Below are 16,006 nucleotides of genomic sequence, written 5' to 3'. Positions count from 1 at the left end.
GAGTTGACCGATGCGAATGTGCAAGACATTAACCAAGCGCGTATGTGGGAGCTGGTAAACTTGGCGTTGCCAGAATTCATTCTGGGTTAATCGAGGTGTCCATTTGTATCTTGAAGCGGTGCGTGATGTGAATGCGATTGCTCAGTTCGCTTAGTTCTAGCAAGGTAATATTTTGGCGCATTCCAAGGTTTTGCCACCGAGGTTGATCGATTTTTTGGCTTTTCGGCTGTTTTAGATTTTAACTGTTCCAACGCCCATTCAATATGTTCATCCACCATGGCGCTAACTTGCCCGCGTTTTTTCTCTAACGCCTGTTCAACTTCTGAGTTTGCGGAGCCATTGCCTAACGCGATCGCAATATTACGATTCCAGCGCTCATAGCCAATCCGCCGAATTGGTGAGCCAGTTAGTTTGTGGTTAAAGTCCAACTCACTCCAGTCAAATAATTCCAGTAATGAAACTTGATCTAACGACCACCTAGGTTCAAAATCAGGCTCGGTTTGCGGTTGGGTAAAGTGATTCCAAGGGCAGACTAGTTGACAGTCGTCACAGCCATAAATTCGATTGCCGATGGCAGGACGCAGCGCCAGTGGAATCGACGAAGCATGCTCGATGGTTAAATACGAAATACAGCGTCGGGCATCGACAATGCCATCCGCCAAGATAGCTTGGGTGGGGCACTCTTGAATACAGGCGGTACAGGGTCCGCAGCCTTGTTTTTCAAACGGTGGGTCAGCCGGCAGATTAAGGTCGGTATAGATTTCGGCCAAAAAGAACCAAGAGCCCGCTCGTGGGTGAATAATTAAACTGTTTTTCCCAATAAACCCCAAGCCGGCTTGTTGCGCAATCGGACGTTCTAACACCGGCGCACTGTCGACAAAAATTCGATGTGCCGAGTCAGGCAGTTGTTGTTGGATTTTGTTGACCAGTTGTTTAAGGCGTTGGCGTATCAGCTTGTGATAATCCCGACCCAAAGCGTAGCGTGAAATATAGGCTTGATCAGGTGCATGCAATTGATCGGTTGCTTGGCTTGCATTCAAATCAAAATAATTCATGCGTAAGCTAATAATGCTCGCGGTGCCGGGCAAGAGCTCGGTCGGGCGGGTGCGTTTAGTACCATGGGCTTGCATATAATGCATTTCGCCATGAAAGTTTTGCGCTAGCCAGTTAAAATAGCCTGCCTCAAATTGAGAGAGGTCGGTATGGGTGATGCCGCTATCGGCAAACCCAAGCTCGGTAGCCCAGTTTTTTATGGCGACAGCCAGTTGGCTTAAGTCTTGTGGAGAAAGTGTGTGATTCATAATCCGTATTCTAGCAAAAAATGGCCTCTGCCAGATGAGTCTCGGACGGCTTTATTTGCCCAAACCCTGGCCAAGCTTTGTGAAACACTTGAAGCTGCGACACCAGGCCTGGTAGTTTATTTGCAAGGGGATTTGGGCGCGGGTAAAACCTCGTTTTCGCGCGCTTTTATTCAAACCTTTTTGCCGGGTCAACGGGTTAAAAGTCCAACCTACACACTGGTAGAGACTTATGCGACGCCAGTCTTTACACTTTATCATTTTGATTTGTATCGGCTTTGTGAAGCGGAAGAACTTGAATATATTGGGATTCGAGATTTATTGGTTCCGCCTTTTATGGCCTTAATTGAATGGCCATCAAAAGGTCAAGGGGTGTTGCCGAAAGCTGACTTGATCATGAGTTTAACGCGCTTAGGTGAGGGACGGGAGTTAAGTTTGCAAGCCTGTTCCGAGCTGGGAGAGGCCCTGTTGGATAAATTAGGCAGTTGAATTTGTTGATTATTTGTTAGTTTTGAATGCCCAATGTTATATACTTAACGTGAAGTATTTTTTAAAAAGTGCTCACAAGTTGTTGTGATTGCTTGAAAAATTCTAAAAAAGTGTTCTACAATAGCCACAAGGCAGTTCAACAATGGTCAATAAATATGAACAATAAGCGCAACCCAATCTATATCGGACGCTTCTTTTTGGCGGTACTCTTAATGCTCACCAGTCAGCTGACGGTTGCAAAAGCGACAGAGTTAAGTGGTATCCGTCTGGGTCAAACCCCCGATCAGACGCGAGTGGTGTTTGAGATTAGGAACAATCAAAGTTTTGATGTGATGCGCTTAACTAACCCTGAGCGTGTAGTGGTGGACTTTCATCATGCACGCAATTCGGTGTCTTTTAAAAATCAGCGGTTCCAAGATCAGCGTGTCGCGTCGATGCGAATCTCCTCTGATGGCCAAAAAACGCGTGTGGTGTTAGATTTGCGTGATGCTTATCAGTACAAATACTTTACGCTGAGTAAAAATGGTTCGCGCCCTGAACGTTTAGTTATTGATTTAACCCAGCCTATGTTAGCCAAAGCGGACACTTCTGTTCAGCTGGCTTCAAATAAACCTGAACAAAAAACGCTATCCGTGCCGCCACCTAAACCCTCGGCAAACGCAGCGGTACAAGCCTTACCTGAATCTGATAAGCAAGTTGTACCCCGTAAACCAACCCCCAGTGTTGTCGCGCGTACCAAGCCTGCGGCTAATTCGGCGACTGAATCATTATTAAATAATAACCGCGATTTTGTACAGAGCAAGCAATTTGTTGTGGCGATTGATCCGGGTCATGGCGGCCGCGACGTAGGCGCGATTGGCCCAGCCGGTACTTATGAAAAAGATGTCGTTTTGGCGCAAGCAAAAGCCTTAAAGAAGGCTATTGATGCTCAGCCCGGCATGAAAGCCGTTTTAACGCGCGACAGCGATGTCTATTTGCAGTTACATGAACGGGTCAACATCGCCAAACAACAAAATGCCGATATTTTTATTTCGGTACATGCGGATGCGTACTCTTCTTCGGCTCCGCAAGGTGGGTCGGTGTATGTGTTGTCAAATAATGGCGCGAGTAGTGTGATGGCCAGAACCTTGGCAAGACAAGAAAACGCCGCTTTGGGTGTGTTGCAGCTGGCTGGTCGTGATAAAGATGTGGCATTTGTGTTAAGTGACTTAACTCGTGAGGCCAATATTCGTGCGAGTCGCAAACTGGGTCAGTCGGTGCTGTCTGAAATGCAACGAACCGTAAAAGTACATAAACATACGATTCAATCGGCAGATTTTGCCGTGCTGAAATCAATTGATATGCCATCGATGCTGTTGGAAGTCGCGTTTATATCAAGTCCAATTGAAGAGAGAAAGTTGCAAGATCCACGCTTTCATCAAACGTTTGCGCAAGCGGTTACACGCGGGTTGAATAAGTTTATTGAGCAAACTGGCCATGCGCCACGTTGGGGCGAAACATTGTATGTGAATTATGAAGTGCAACGCGGTGATACCTTGTCAGATATAGCACAGGCTTATGGCGTGAGTTCGCGTGAGCTGATGAATATCAATAATATCCGCAACGCAAATCAGCTGTATGTTGGCCGTAAATTGAAAGTGCCGGTCACGGATAAATTGACCGTTCAGTATGATCTTAAATACACAGTAAAACGTGGCGATACGTTATCCCAAATTGCTCATACCCATAAAGTGGACGTACGCGAATTGATGCGGATCAATAATATCAAAAACGCTAACCAGCTTTATGTGGGGCGCGAACTCACCGTACCCGTTAGAGAAAGCGTATTGGCCGCCGCCAATTAAAACCGATTACCAAGCCATATAACCCTGCTTGTCAGGGTTTTTTTATGTCTGGTTTTTAGGAATGGGTCCTTTATTGTAGCCAGTTGCTATGCTGAGTTCGCTCATCCTTGGATGAATGTTTGTTAGAATAGGCTTCCATTTGGTCGAGTTGTAAATTGGACCAACAAATTTGGCCGTTAAACACAAAAGGGCGCGGAATTTGCAAATAAATGGTTTGTTCCTCACTGTTTTGCGGCGTGTGTTTTTGATACATCATGAATTAATAACCTTTAAGCGTGAATTTAAATCTTCAAACAATTTTATTAGCAGGTTCTGTACCAGAATCCATTGATTTTTAAGGTAAGTGTGTGACTAATCCGACCCTGAGCGTGCAAGGCTCTCAACCCAAAATACAAGCGTTATCCGAGGCATTAGCCAATCAAATCGCGGCGGGTGAGGTGGTTGAACGTCCTGTTTCAGTAGTTAAAGAGCTGTTAGAGAATGCATTAGACTCTGGCGCTACTGAAATTGAAATATCGATTGAAGAGGGTGGTGAAAAATCCATTCAAGTGATCGATAACGGCAACGGCATTGCAAAAGACCAACTCTTTTTGGCGGTCAGTCGGCATGCGACCAGTAAAATTGCGACTTACGAAGATTTAACCCAAGTTACCACTTTAGGATTTAGAGGTGAAGCCTTAGCGAGTATCAGTTCGGTGTCGCGTTTTGAAATTGTCAGTCGTCAAGCGCGAGAGCCAAACGCTTGGCGTCTAAAGTCTGATGGTGGCGCGATTTGGCCCGAACCTGAGCCCATTGCTGGGAAACCGGGAACTCGTGTTCGGGTGGATGATTTATTTTTTAATACCCCGGCGCGTAAAAAGTTTTTACGCGTAGCACGCACCGAGTTTGGCCATATTGATGAGTTTGTCAAACGTGCGATGTTAAGCAGAATGGATGTCGGTTTTAAACTGACCCACAACCACAAACTAGTGCGTCATGTTGAGGCCGTCCAAACACCGGCAGATCAAGCGCGTCGGTTAGCTAAGCTAATGGGGGAAGCTTTTGTCGATCAATCCATGCATGTTCATTATGATGCGCAAGACCTGAGTTTACGAGGTTGGGTTGGTTTGCCCACGTTTAATCGGGCGCAAACCGACATGCAATATGTATTTGTGAATGGGCGCATTGTGCGCGATCGTTTGTTATTTCATGCATTAAAACAAGCTTATGCGGATGTACTTTATAATGGCCGTCACCCAGTTTATGTGCTGTTTTTAGATATTCCGGTCGAACAGGTTGATGTCAATGTGCACCCAGCCAAGTATGAAGTACGTTTTGCGAATGGTCGTTGGGTGTACGATTTTATCCGTCGATCCGTTAAAGAGGCGGTGCGTCAGCCATTGACGCAAGCCGATGTAATGCAATCTGATCCACAAGTTCTGACTGAAAGCACCAGGCCTGGTGCTTTCAGTCGTCAAATGAATTCGACCCCATCAGCGTCAAACAATCAAGCCTACTTTGATTTCCAGAAACCGAGCCTTGGGCGAGTTGAAGATGAACTAAGTGTTTATCAAATCGGGCCGTCAAATCAAGGCGGTTGCTTTGTTTCAAACGACGATCCTATGCCGCCGTTGGGTTTTGCTAAAATGCAATTACATGGTGTGTTTATTTTGGCCGAGAATGCACAAGGCCTAATCTTGGTGGATATGCATGCGGCCCACGAACGCATTGTGTATGAACGTATGAAACAACAATGGCAAACACAGCGTTTAATTTCTCAGCCGTTGTTAGTGCCGATGGTTATAGCTTTAGACGTGGCGCATATGCTGGCTTGGGAGAACCACCAGGCCTGGTGGTCACAGTTGGGTTTTGAGTTCGAAGCGCTTGGGCCGCAACAACTTAAAGTAACCGCCGTACCCTCGATTTTGGCTAAAGCGTCGATTGAACAGCTGGTGCAAGATGTGCTGGCTGATACGGCAGCTGAAGGCGACTCGCAACGCATTGATGAAGTGATTAACAGTTTGCTCTCAACCATGGCGTGTCATGGCTCGGTAAGGGCAAACCGCGCGTTAACTGTGGCGGAAATGAATCAACTATTGCGTGATATGGAAGCCACGCCGGCCTCCTCTCAGTGTAACCATGGGCGTCCCACTTGGGTTCAATTGTCGATGAAACAATTGGATGCGTTATTTATGAGGGGGCAATAATGACCGATACCGATTTAAATATCGAAAAACTGGTGAAAGCCAGAACCGTGTTGGCGATTATGGGGCCAACCGCGAGCGGCAAGACCGCGTTAGCTTTGCGACTGGCAAAATCATGGCCGATTGAAATTATCAGTGTCGATTCAGCTTTAATTTATAAAGGCATGGATATAGGGACCGCGAAACCCAGCCAAGCCGAACGTGAGCAAGTGCCACATCATTTAATTGATTTGATTGATCCAGCGCAAAGTTATTCAGCGGCTGATTTTGTGGTCGATGCGAAACGTTTGGTTGAAGAGGTGTTGCAGCGTGGTCGTTTGCCGGTTTTAGTGGGCGGAACCATGATGTACTTTCATGCTTTGCAGCAAGGTATGGCCGATTTACCCAGTGCCGATCCTGCAATTCGTGCTCAGCTACAACAGGAATATGATCAAGACCCACAAGTTTTACATCAACGTTTACAGGCTTGTGATCCAAAAGCCGCACAACGTATTCATTATAATGATCCACAGCGTTTGATTCGAGCGCTGGAGGTTTATCAAATCACTGGCGAAGCCTTAACCGACTTGCAAAAACGCCAATCCAATGTAGGTTGGGATGTGAACTTATTGAAAGTGGGTTTGATTCCCCAGTCGCGCGAACGCTTACACCAGAAAATTCAACGCCGGCTAGAAATTATGGTTGCTCAGGGTTTTTTAGATGAAGCTAGAAATTTATTTGCACGTCCGGATTTACACGCCGATTTACCATCAATTCGCAGTGTGGGTTATCGCCAGGCCTGGTGTTATTTAAACGGGGAATATGATCAAACGGTTTTTGAACAAAAAGCCCTAATTGCAACCCGTCAATTGGCCAAACGTCAGTTGACTTGGTTACGCAAAGAGCAGGATTTGTTATCGCTAGATCCGTTTGAATTATCAGTTGAGCAACAGGCTGAATTGGTACGGGTGTATTTGCAGAAAAATACTAACCTATAAGTTTTTCCTATGTTATCCTTTGGATAATAAATTAGCCTAAAAATACCATTAAAAATAATAAGGAAATGAAGATGGAAAAAGCAAAACCGACCAAGGCGCTCCCGATACAAGATCCCTATTTAAATGCCCTAAGAAAAGAACGCATTAATGTGTCAATTTATTTGGTAAATGGGGTTAAGTTGCAAGGTCGTGTCGATTCGTTTGACCAGTTTGTGGTGTTATTACGCAGCAATGTAACTCAAATGGTATACAAACACGCGATTTCAACCATTGTGCCAATGCGTGATCCTAAAGCTTACGAGTTTGGCAGTACAACCGAAACAGATAAACCCGAAACTGAGGAGTAAGCACCACTTTCATGGAAATTTTTGGTCGTTTAGAACGTAAAGAAATTGATCGTGCCGTTTTAGTGCATGTTGATTTTGAAGATGAAAATAATCGAGAAGATTTAGACGAGTTTTTTGAATTGGTTGATTCAGCCGGCGCTGAGATCACGCAAGTCTTAACCACTAAACGCACCTCGCCGGATTCAAAATATTTTGTCGGATCGGGCAAAGCTCAAGAAATTGCGGATGCGGTCAAACTTCACGAAGCGGATGTGGTGATTTTTAATCACGCCTTAACGCCCGCTCAAGAGCGCAACTTAGAAAGATTGGTCGAATGTCGTGTGTTAGACCGAGTTGGCCTAATTCTGGATATTTTTGCTCAGCGTGCACGATCTCATGAAGGTAAGTTGCAGGTCGAACTCGCTCAGTTACGTCATATGTCAACGCGCCTAGTTCGTGGTTGGACTCACCTAGAACGCCAAAAAGGCGGGATTGGTCTAAGAGGGCCGGGTGAAACCCAGTTAGAATCCGATCGTCGTTTATTACAAGAACGCATAAAATCTCTGTTAAAACGGATTGATAAAGTGCGCCAGCAACGTGCATTAGGTCGACGTACTCGTAAAAAGTCCGATGTGCCCACGATTACAATTGTGGGTTATACCAATGCTGGCAAATCCACTTTATTTAATCAAATGACCACCGCCGATGTTTACGCAGAAGATCGTTTGTTTGCAACCTTGGACGCGACTTTGCGAAAAGTGCATTTGCCAGGAGCCGGCGGCGTGATTTTGGCAGATACGGTTGGCTTTATTCGCCATATTCCGCACGACTTAGTGGTGGCTTTTCGTTCGACCTTAGAAGAAACCAGTGAAGCCAGTTTATTGATCCATTTGGTGGATGCGAGTGATGCTTTGCGTGAAGAAAAAATTCACGAGGTCAATAAAGTCATTACCGAAGTTGGTGCGGATGAAGTCCCGCACTTATTGGTGTTCAATAAAATTGATCGGTTGGAACCGGCCGTCGAACCGCATGTTGATTTTAACGACCAAGGTTTACCTGAGCGTGTCTGGGTGTCGGCTAAAAATAACCAAGGTATTGATTTATTAAATGATGCATTAGCGGCCTTTTTTAAAGGTGAGTTTGTTAAAGTCCAAGTTGTATTGCCGGCTCATGCCGGGCAAAGACGGGCTCAATTACATGAGCTGGGTAAGGTTGATGCAGAAGAATTTAATGAACATGGTGATGCTTTGATCACGATGAACTTAACCAAACAACAGTGGCAAAAAGTACAAAACTGGACGGAGTTATTAGATGCTAATCTACTGGATTAGCATCAATAATTCATAAATAGCTATAAAGTTAATTAATAGGGATGACAATTCGACCCCAACACCCTAAAATAGCAAAACCTTAAAACTTTGGAGAAGGATATGGCTTGGAATGAACCGGGAAAACCAGGGCAAGATCCCTGGGGCAACTCTGGCGGTGGATCTGGCAAAAAAGATGAGCCAAAAGGACCGAAAAAAAGCACAGATCAAGACATTGATGAGTTATTAAAAAAAGCTCAAAAAATGTTTGGGGGTGCAGGCAGCAAGTTTAGTGGTGGCATCGGCGGCATTGGCGGTGGTGCGATTTTCTTAATTGTTTTAGTTATATGGTTATTATCCGGTATTTATATTGTCGACACAGCCGAGCGCGGTGTAGTTACACGTTTTGGTGCGTATGTAACTGAAACTGGGCCGGGTCCTCATTGGCATATTCCTTATCCTATCGAATCCGTCACAAAAGTTAACGTGGATCGTATTCGTACCACCGAAATTGGTTACCGCTCTGATGCGCAAAATCGTTCGGGCAGTGTTCTAGCTGAATCGCTAATGTTAACGCGTGACGAAAACATTGTAGATGTTCGAATTGCGGTTCAATATCGCGTGCAATCGGCTTCCGATTATCTGTTTAATGTTAAAAATCCAGACGAATCATTACGCGCATCATCTGAAAGTGCTATCCGTGAAATTGTTGGTAAAAACAGCATGGACTTTGTCTTAACGCAAGGCCGTAACGAAGTGGTCGCGCTGGTGCGTGAACTCACGCAAAAAAATCTAAACGATTACCAAGCTGGTCTATTTGTTACAACAGTTAACTTGCAGGATGCCCAGCCACCAGAGCAGGTTCAGTCGGCTTTTGCTGATGTGGTAAAAGCCCGAGAAGATCGCGAACGTCTAATCAACGAAGCTGAGGCTTATGCCAATAGAATCTTGCCTGAAGCACGTGGTCAAGCAGCACGTATTGTTGAAGAGGCTCGTGCTTATCGTGATCAAGTCGTGTCAGAAGCGCAAGGTCAAGCCGATCGTTTTACCAGTGTCGTAACCGAATATAAAAAATCACCTGATATTATGCGTGAGCGTTTGTACCTGGATGCTATGACAACCGTGTTGTCGAAATCAAGCAAGGTGTTGATGGGGTCTGAAGGCTCAAACAATATTATGTATTTGCCTTTAGATAAAATGATGGGGTCAGGTGGCGCAAGTCAACCAACTTCACCTTTCCCTCCGATTACTGGGCAAGGTTCAACTAACCGTCCACAAGGTTCTAGCACTCCTGCAAATCAAGCACAGTCGGATACTAATATTCGCGATTACTTAAGACAAAGGGAGTTACGTTAATATGAAAGCGATTATAGGTTTATTCATCGCGGCGATATTGTTTATTGGCAGCAACTCTTTGTTTGTTGTAAATCAATGGGAAACCGGCGTGGTGTTTCGTTTAGGGCAGATTGTAAAATCGGACCTAGAACCAGGTTTACATTTTAAAACACCGTTTATTAACAACGTGCGTACGTTTGATAAACGCATCCAAACCATGGACTCACAACCTGAGCGTTATTTAACCGGTGAGTTAAAAAACTTGGAAGTGGATTCTTACGTTAAATGGCGTGTTTCAAACGTAGAAGCTTTCTATACGTCCATGGGCGGTGATTTCAATTTAGCTAGTCAGCGTTTGTCACAAATCGTTAAGGATGGCTTGCGTTCTCAGTTTGGTAGTCGTACCGTGCAACAAGTGGTATCGGGAGATCGCGTAGAAGTAGCTGAAAACATTACTCGCCTAGCGAATATCGAAGCGACTCAGTTTGGTATTGATATTGTGGATGTGCGTATCAAGCGAATTGATTTACCGCGTGATATTAGTGATTCGGTTTATCGTCGTATGGAAGCGGAACGTAATCGTGTAGCCGCCGACTTAAGATCCCTAGGGGGTGAAGCCGCTGAGCGTTTACGCGCCGATGCGGATAGACAGCGTACCATCACGGTTGCAGAAGCCTATCGTGAAGCTGAGCAAACTCGAGGTGAGGGTGACGGACAGTCTGCTCAGATCTACTCGAAAGCTTACAGTGCGGATAAAGAGTTCTTCTCGTTTTATCAAAGTTTAAACGCTTATCGAGACTCGTTCTCTAGCAAGTCGGATATAATTATTTTAGATCCCAATACCGACTTCTTTAAGCACTTTAATCGGTCCTCTAATTAGTCAATTACGTAACAAGGTGGGGTAACCCACCTTTTTTATGGAAGCCGTTTATGTTTGAAACAGTACTGATTAGTGCGATTGCTCTGGTATTTATATTTGAGGGTTTTTTGCCGTTTCTGTTTCCTAACTTTTGGCGACGTGTGATGGCGCAAGCCACACAGCTGCCCGAAAATCAACTAAGACTAACAGGGTTGATTAGCATATTGATCGGGCTGGTTTTATTATGGGTTTGGGGTTAAAAATAAAGATGAAAGCTATGCAACAAGATATTTGGTTTACCCCGGAAGGTATTGAGGATTTATTGCCGTCACAGGCCGAAAAGCTCGAAACATACCGCCAAGCTTTATTGGCTGAGCTTAAGCTCTCTGGTTACGCGTTAGTTTTGTCTCCGATTGCGGAGTTTACGGATTCTTTGCTAACCGGTACGGGTCGAAAATTGGCTCTGGATACCTGTCGGTTTACCGATTATGAAAGCGGCCGTATGATGGGTGTTCGTGCCGATATGACGCCTCAAGTAGCACGTATCGTCAGCACACGAATCAAGCCGAATGGCATTGAACGGTTATGTTATGTCGGTGAAGTTCTCAAGTCACGTAACAATAAAGCGAAAGGCTCACGTAGCCCAATTCAACTCGGTGCCGAAATTTTTGGACACAGTGGCATTGAAAGCGATATTGAAATTATTGACTTAATGCTATCGAGTTCACGTTTACTAAAGTTGCCAAACTTGCAGATGAGTTTGGGACACGTTGGCATCGTCCAAAGTTTGATGAATTTGGCGAAACTGACGGAAGATCAGCAAAGCACATTAGTTGATATTCTAAAACGTAAAGCTTTGCCTGAGTACCAGGCCTGGTGGTTGAGTCAGTCGTTTTCGGATAGCCGCTTAAGCATGGCTTTTGAACAGCTAACTTCACTGTGTGGGCAAGCTGACAGTGTACTAACGCAAGCCCAGTCAAGGTTAGCCGGGCTGAGTGCCGATTTAGATCAAGCGTTAGCGCATTTAAATCAGTTAGTGGAATATTTAGCTAAAACACAGTCGATTAAACCACATCTAGATTTAAGTGATTTGCGAGGTTTTCAGTATCATACGGGCGTCATTTTTGCCTGTTACAGCGTGACGGACATGAGTGTTTTGGTCGCAAAAGGCGGGCGTTATGATGAAGTCTGTGCTGCATTTGGTGAAGCCTATCCGGCGACTGGTTTTAGTATCGATTTGCGCAGTATTCTCGATTATGTACCGGAGCCGGAAAATACTGAATTGCGTCAGGTCTATGCACCGTTTCATGATGACTATCAATTGTACGAACAGATTAAGAGCTTGCGTGCTCAAGGTGTGCAGGTGATTCGATTTTATGAAGAATCAACCATTCCCGCTCATGCAGACCGTTTGGTTAGCTTGAATGGTGCATGGACAGTTAAATCAAGTGGGTTGTAAGAAGAATACTTATGTCAAAACGTAATTTAGTAGTTGTTGGCACCCAATGGGGTGATGAAGGTAAAGGCAAGATCGTTGATCTTTTAACCGATCGTGTGGCCGCAGTGGTTCGTTTCCAAGGTGGACATAATGCGGGTCACACCTTAGTGATTGACGGCAAAAAAACCGTATTGCATTTAATTCCATCCGGTATTCTGCGCGAACATGTCGAGTGTTTTATAGGTAACGGTGTGGTGTTAGCACCGGATGCGCTGAAAAAAGAACTAGAGCAGCTTGAGTTGACAGGCTTAAGTGTTAAGCCGCGTTTGAAAATCAGCGAAGCTTGTCCTTTGATTCTTGATTATCATGTTGCGCTTGATCAGGCTCGTGAACTTGCGCGCGGCAATCAAGCCATCGGCACAACTGGTCGTGGCATCGGGCCAGCTTATGAAGATAAAGTCGCGCGTCGTGGCTTGCGCGCAGGGGACTTAAAAAACCTTGATAAAATGAAGGCCACCTTGGCCGAAACCATAGAGTTCCATAACTTTATGCTGCAAAACTATTACAAAGTTGAGCCGATTAGTTTTGATGCGGTTTGGCAGAAATGCCAGGCTTATGCCGATTTAATTGTGCCGATGTTGGCCGATGTACCGGCTTTAATCGATCGTTATAATCGTGAAGGAAAAAGCTTGTTGTTTGAGGGTGCGCAAGGCACGTTGCTCGACATTGATCACGGTACTTATCCTTATGTTACCTCATCTAATACCACCGCGGGGGGCGCGTCTTCTGGTGCTGGGATTGGTCCATGTCAATTGGATTATGTACTGGGCATTACCAAAGCCTATGCAACGCGGGTAGGCGGTGGGCCTTTTCCAACGGAGTTAGTGTATAGCGTAGCGGAAGATAGTGGCGATGCAATCGGTAAAGCGTTAGGCGAGCGTGGACGTGAGTTTGGTGCGACTACTGGTCGTCAGCGTCGGTGTGGTTGGTTTGATGCGGTCGCATTACGTCGTTCGGCGCAAATCAACGGATTAACGGGTTTGTGCTTAACTAAGCTGGATGTAATGGACGAGTTGACTGAAATTAAGGTCTGTACGGCTTATGAATACCAAGACCAGACCATTGACTTGCCACCCGCCAGTGCGGATGAATATGATTTGTGTCAACCTGTTTATGAAACCTTAGCGGGATGGAAGTCGTCTACGGTCGGCATTCAATGCTGGGATGATTTGCCTGAGCAAGCGAAGGCTTATGTTCGTTATTTAGAAAAACAAGTGGGTGTGCCGGTTTCAATTTTGTCAACCGGTCCTGATCGAGCAGAAACGCTTATTTTGCAGGATGTATTTGCTTAGTACGTGATACAGAAACACGCTATAAAAAAGGCTCTATTTGAGCCTTTTTTTATCCATCAGCGCTTATATCCCCGTCGTGAATCAAATTCTAGCCTAGAACACGTTCAATAACTTTGAGTAGTTTTTCTGGATCAAATGGTTTAATAAGCCAGCCAGTTGCACCGCATTGTTTTCCTTGCTCTTTCATTTCTGCGCTGGCTTCTGTGGTTAACATCAAGATAGGGGTGAACTTGTATTCGTCCTGCTTACGTAAGGCTTCCAGTAACTCAAACCCGTTCATAACCGGCATGTTAATATCCGATATAATAAGATCGAAGTGTGACTGTTTGGCTATGTCTAATCCAACCGCGCCGTTTTCCGCCAAGCTTAATTCGTAATGCTTGGAAAGCACCATATCCACTAATTGGCGCAAGGAATGCGCATCGTCAACGTAGAGTATTTTCTTCATTTGGCCCATCTGCTTATAAATTGTCCTGCCATTCTATGTGAAAGCGATAAAAGCCGGCAACTAATTCAATTTTTTATGCAAAGTCATAATGGGGCTTGGTATGATATGGCGATTAAAAAATTAAGCTGATTAAAGGAATTTGGATGTTATTAGCGATTCGTGAAAAAGTGCAGGGCTGGATAGCTTGGGCCATAGTTCTGGTTTTGATTGTACCTTTTGCTCTATGGGGTATCGACCAGTATTCAACAGGTGAACGTCAGCAGGTGGTCGCTGAGGTTAATGGCGAAACAATTACGGGCACTGAATTCCTGCGTTTTTATAATCGACAGCGTATGCGACTGCAAGAACAATTTGGCGATATGTTCGACCAAGTTGTGGAAGATGAGCCGTTACGTGATCAAGTATTAGATTCACTCATAGAAAGCCGCTTGATAAAACAATGGGCTGAAAAACAAGGCATGTTGATTAGTGATCAGCAGTTGGCTTCGGTTATTCAAGCAGCTGAAGTATTTCAAGAGAATGGACGATTTTCTGAACGGGTTTATCAAGACCTGTTAATGCGAAATGGTTTAACTGTGTCGAGTTTTGAATTTGAACAACGTCAATTTTTAATTGAAACCCAGTTTAGAGGTTTAACCGAAAGTTCGGTGTTTACGACGTCTTCAGAACTAGAAGCACTTTTCAAATTACAAAATCAGCGACGCGATATTGACTATATCCGTTTAGATCAGCGTGTTTATCGCGATCAAATCAAGATCAGTGAAGACGATATGCAGGCTTATTATGAAGCCAACAAAGATGTTTTTGTTACCCCTGAGCAAGTTGTGGTCGAATATGTCAGCTTATCTATGGATGAAATTGTAGCCAGTCTTCAGGTTAGTGATCAAGATGTGAGTGACTATTATGAGACCAATATTGGGTTGTTTACCCAACCGGAAATGCGTCGTGCCCGCCATATTCTGATTCGCGGTGAAGAAGAAGTGGCTTTGGCTGAAATTAAGGATATTCAGGCTAAACTGGCTGCTGGTGAAGACTTTGCAAAGCTAGCTCAAAGTCACTCACAAGATCCGGGCTCGGCTATGAATGGTGGTGACTTAGATTTCTTTGAATCCGGGATGATGGTGCCTGAATTTGATGAAGTTGTATTCAAAATGCAAGTGGGCGACGTTAGTGATGTGGTGAAAACCGACTTTGGTTGGCATTTAATTAAATTAACAGATATTAGTGAACAGCGCGCACAAGACTTTAATGAGGTTAAGCAAGATGTAGCGCATCAGCTAAAGTTAGAAACGGCTGAACGCTTATATTTTGAACAGCTTGAAACATTAAATACGGTGGCTTATGAGCAACCGGATAGTCTTGAACCTTTGTTGACGATTGTAGATGGCGGCATTCAGACTTCGAAGGCGTTTTCTCGTGAGGGCGGCTCAGAAGGTTGGGTGGCTTTGCCAAAAGTGTTAGAGGCCACGTTTTCAGATGATGTCTTCAAATCACGCTTAAATTCAGCCGCAATAGAAGTTGAGCCGAATACCTCAATAGTATTGCGTATCAAGGATTACACGCCGGAATATCAGCAAACTTTTGCGGAGGTTGAGTCCCAAATTAACACGCGTTTAGTTCGCCAAGAGTCGATTCGTAAAGCGGCGGAGTTAGCTGATAAGCTTATGGCTGAAATTGAAGCCGGTGCCGAGCCTAAAACTTTGGTGAGATCAGGTGTTGAGTGGCATGTTGTCGGTTTTATTGAGCGCCAAAACCAACAAGTCTTACCTCAAATTTCACAGGCCGCTTTTAAAGCCAAAAAGCCTGTTGATGGTCAACCAACTTGGGCACCTACTCAATTAACAACGGGTGATACCGTTCTAATCCGTATTAACCAGGTGGATGTGCTTGAAACTGAACAGACACGTTCACAAATGGGACAAATTGAGCAAGCTTTAGCTTCAATTTACGGTGCGTCAGAGGTTGAAGCGCGTATTGATTCTATTAAGCAGGCTGCTAAGATTAAGAAACGCGATATTTATTTAACAATTAGATAAATGGGCACCACGATTAACCCCTGATTCATTCTGGCAACGCCAAGTTTTTCAGATCAAGACGTGAACCTGAAGGAATGTCTAGACCTTGCAAAGGTTCACAACGCAGAGCTGAGA

15 protein-coding genes are annotated in these 16,006 nt (G+C 44.8%); 12 read left to right on the top strand and 3 right to left on the bottom strand.

Annotation, left to right across the window (positions count from 1 at the left end; all coding sequences use genetic code 11):
• Positions 1-86: 86 nt before the first annotated feature.
• Positions 87-1,301, bottom strand: a complete 1,215-nt coding sequence (gene queG / locus IBX48_RS08105) for a tRNA epoxyqueuosine(34) reductase QueG (protein ID WP_296832994.1) — start codon at positions 1,299-1,301, stop codon at positions 87-89.
• Between queG and tsaE the strand changes: the two genes are divergently transcribed.
• Together tsaE and IBX48_RS08095 are read left to right on the top strand one after the other, a co-directional pair.
• Positions 1,293-1,787 (top strand): tRNA (adenosine(37)-N6)-threonylcarbamoyltransferase complex ATPase subunit type 1 TsaE, encoded by a 495-nt coding sequence (tsaE, locus tag IBX48_RS08100; protein WP_296832988.1) that lies wholly within the window; start codon positions 1,293-1,295, stop codon positions 1,785-1,787. The genes queG and tsaE overlap by 9 nt on opposite strands.
• A 155-nt stretch (positions 1,788-1,942) precedes the next feature.
• Positions 1,943-3,631: an N-acetylmuramoyl-L-alanine amidase gene (locus tag IBX48_RS08095; RefSeq protein ID WP_296832984.1), complete on the top strand. Its 1,689-nt coding sequence runs from the start codon at positions 1,943-1,945 to the stop codon at positions 3,629-3,631.
• A 70-nt stretch (positions 3,632-3,701) separates the two neighbouring features.
• Here IBX48_RS08095 and IBX48_RS08090 read toward each other — a convergent pair whose 3' ends face one another.
• A complete protein-coding gene (locus tag IBX48_RS08090) occupies positions 3,702-3,887 on the bottom strand; it encodes a hypothetical protein (RefSeq protein WP_296832981.1) in 186 nt (61 codons plus the stop codon).
• A gap of 91 nt (positions 3,888-3,978) precedes the next feature.
• Here IBX48_RS08090 and mutL point away from each other — a divergent pair, with 91 nt between their 5' ends.
• From mutL to IBX48_RS08045, 9 genes are all read left to right on the top strand, one after another.
• On the top strand, positions 3,979-5,817 hold the full coding sequence (mutL, locus tag IBX48_RS08085) for a DNA mismatch repair endonuclease MutL (protein WP_296832978.1): 1,839 nt from the start codon (positions 3,979-3,981) through the stop codon (positions 5,815-5,817).
• Positions 5,817-6,791, top strand: coding sequence for a tRNA (adenosine(37)-N6)-dimethylallyltransferase MiaA (miaA, locus tag IBX48_RS08080; protein ID WP_296832975.1), 975 nt, complete (start codon positions 5,817-5,819; stop codon positions 6,789-6,791). Before mutL ends, miaA begins: the two co-directional genes overlap by 1 nt.
• Positions 6,792-6,862: 71 nt before the next feature.
• On the top strand, positions 6,863-7,138 hold the full coding sequence (hfq, locus tag IBX48_RS08075) for an RNA chaperone Hfq (protein WP_296832972.1): 276 nt from the start codon (positions 6,863-6,865) through the stop codon (positions 7,136-7,138).
• A gap of 11 nt (positions 7,139-7,149) precedes the next feature.
• Entirely contained in the window at positions 7,150-8,448 is a 1,299-nt protein-coding gene (hflX, locus tag IBX48_RS08070) for a ribosome rescue GTPase HflX (protein WP_296832969.1), read from the top strand.
• A gap of 99 nt (positions 8,449-8,547) precedes the next feature.
• Positions 8,548-9,780, top strand: a complete 1,233-nt coding sequence (hflK, locus tag IBX48_RS08065; RefSeq protein ID WP_296832966.1) for an FtsH protease activity modulator HflK — start codon at positions 8,548-8,550, stop codon at positions 9,778-9,780.
• Between the two features lies 1 nt (position 9,781).
• Entirely contained in the window at positions 9,782-10,639 is an 858-nt protein-coding gene (gene hflC, locus IBX48_RS08060; RefSeq protein WP_296832963.1) for a protease modulator HflC, read from the top strand.
• A gap of 50 nt (positions 10,640-10,689) precedes the next feature.
• Entirely contained in the window at positions 10,690-10,878 is a 189-nt protein-coding gene (locus tag IBX48_RS08055) for a DUF2065 domain-containing protein (protein ID WP_296832960.1), read from the top strand.
• Positions 10,879-10,895: 17 nt separating this feature from the next.
• Positions 10,896-12,077: an ATP phosphoribosyltransferase regulatory subunit gene (locus tag IBX48_RS08050; protein ID WP_296832957.1), complete on the top strand. Its 1,182-nt coding sequence runs from the start codon at positions 10,896-10,898 to the stop codon at positions 12,075-12,077.
• An 11-nt stretch (positions 12,078-12,088) separates the two neighbouring features.
• Positions 12,089-13,408 carry an adenylosuccinate synthase gene (locus tag IBX48_RS08045; protein WP_296832954.1) on the top strand — a complete coding sequence of 440 codons (1,320 nt, stop codon included), beginning with the start codon at positions 12,089-12,091 and terminating at the stop codon, positions 13,406-13,408.
• Between the two features lie 88 nt (positions 13,409-13,496).
• Here the strand turns inward: IBX48_RS08045 and IBX48_RS08040 are convergent, their stop codons facing one another.
• Complete coding sequence (locus IBX48_RS08040; RefSeq protein ID WP_296832950.1) at positions 13,497-13,856, bottom strand: response regulator; 360 nt, start codon at positions 13,854-13,856, stop codon at positions 13,497-13,499.
• Between the two features lie 143 nt (positions 13,857-13,999).
• Here IBX48_RS08040 and IBX48_RS08035 point away from each other — a divergent pair, with 143 nt between their 5' ends.
• Positions 14,000-15,892 carry a SurA N-terminal domain-containing protein gene (locus IBX48_RS08035; RefSeq protein WP_296832947.1) on the top strand — a complete coding sequence of 631 codons (1,893 nt, stop codon included), beginning with the start codon at positions 14,000-14,002 and terminating at the stop codon, positions 15,890-15,892.
• Positions 15,893-16,006: the final 114 nt, after the last annotated feature.

This window comes from Thiomicrospira sp., assembly GCF_014859555.1.
Lineage (GTDB): Bacteria > Pseudomonadota > Gammaproteobacteria > Thiomicrospirales > Thiomicrospiraceae > Thiomicrospira.
Note: the sequence above shows the minus strand (reverse complement) of the source record. Positions and strands in the feature narration are given on the sequence as shown.

Bases quoted from the DNA above. Each gene is read 5' to 3' on its own strand.
- queG (WP_296832994.1), bottom strand. From the start codon at position 1,301: ATGAATCACACACTTTCTCCACAAGACTTAAGCCAACTGGCTGTCGCC.
- IBX48_RS08095 (WP_296832984.1), top strand. From the start codon at position 1,943: ATGAACAATAAGCGCAACCCAATCTATATCGGACGCTTCTTTTTGGCG.
- IBX48_RS08090 (WP_296832981.1), bottom strand. From the start codon at position 3,887: ATGATGTATCAAAAACACACGCCGCAAAACAGTGAGGAACAAACCATT.
- miaA (WP_296832975.1), top strand. From the start codon at position 5,817: ATGACCGATACCGATTTAAATATCGAAAAACTGGTGAAAGCCAGAACC.
- hfq (WP_296832972.1), top strand. From the start codon at position 6,863: ATGGAAAAAGCAAAACCGACCAAGGCGCTCCCGATACAAGATCCCTAT.
- hflX (WP_296832969.1), top strand. From the start codon at position 7,150: ATGGAAATTTTTGGTCGTTTAGAACGTAAAGAAATTGATCGTGCCGTT.
- hflK (WP_296832966.1), top strand. From the start codon at position 8,548: ATGGCTTGGAATGAACCGGGAAAACCAGGGCAAGATCCCTGGGGCAAC.
- hflC (WP_296832963.1), top strand. From the start codon at position 9,782: ATGAAAGCGATTATAGGTTTATTCATCGCGGCGATATTGTTTATTGGC.
- IBX48_RS08055 (WP_296832960.1), top strand. From the start codon at position 10,690: ATGTTTGAAACAGTACTGATTAGTGCGATTGCTCTGGTATTTATATTT.
- IBX48_RS08050 (WP_296832957.1), top strand. From the start codon at position 10,896: ATGCAACAAGATATTTGGTTTACCCCGGAAGGTATTGAGGATTTATTG.
- IBX48_RS08045 (WP_296832954.1), top strand. From the start codon at position 12,089: ATGTCAAAACGTAATTTAGTAGTTGTTGGCACCCAATGGGGTGATGAA.
- IBX48_RS08040 (WP_296832950.1), bottom strand. From the start codon at position 13,856: ATGAAGAAAATACTCTACGTTGACGATGCGCATTCCTTGCGCCAATTA.
- IBX48_RS08035 (WP_296832947.1), top strand. From the start codon at position 14,000: ATGTTATTAGCGATTCGTGAAAAAGTGCAGGGCTGGATAGCTTGGGCC.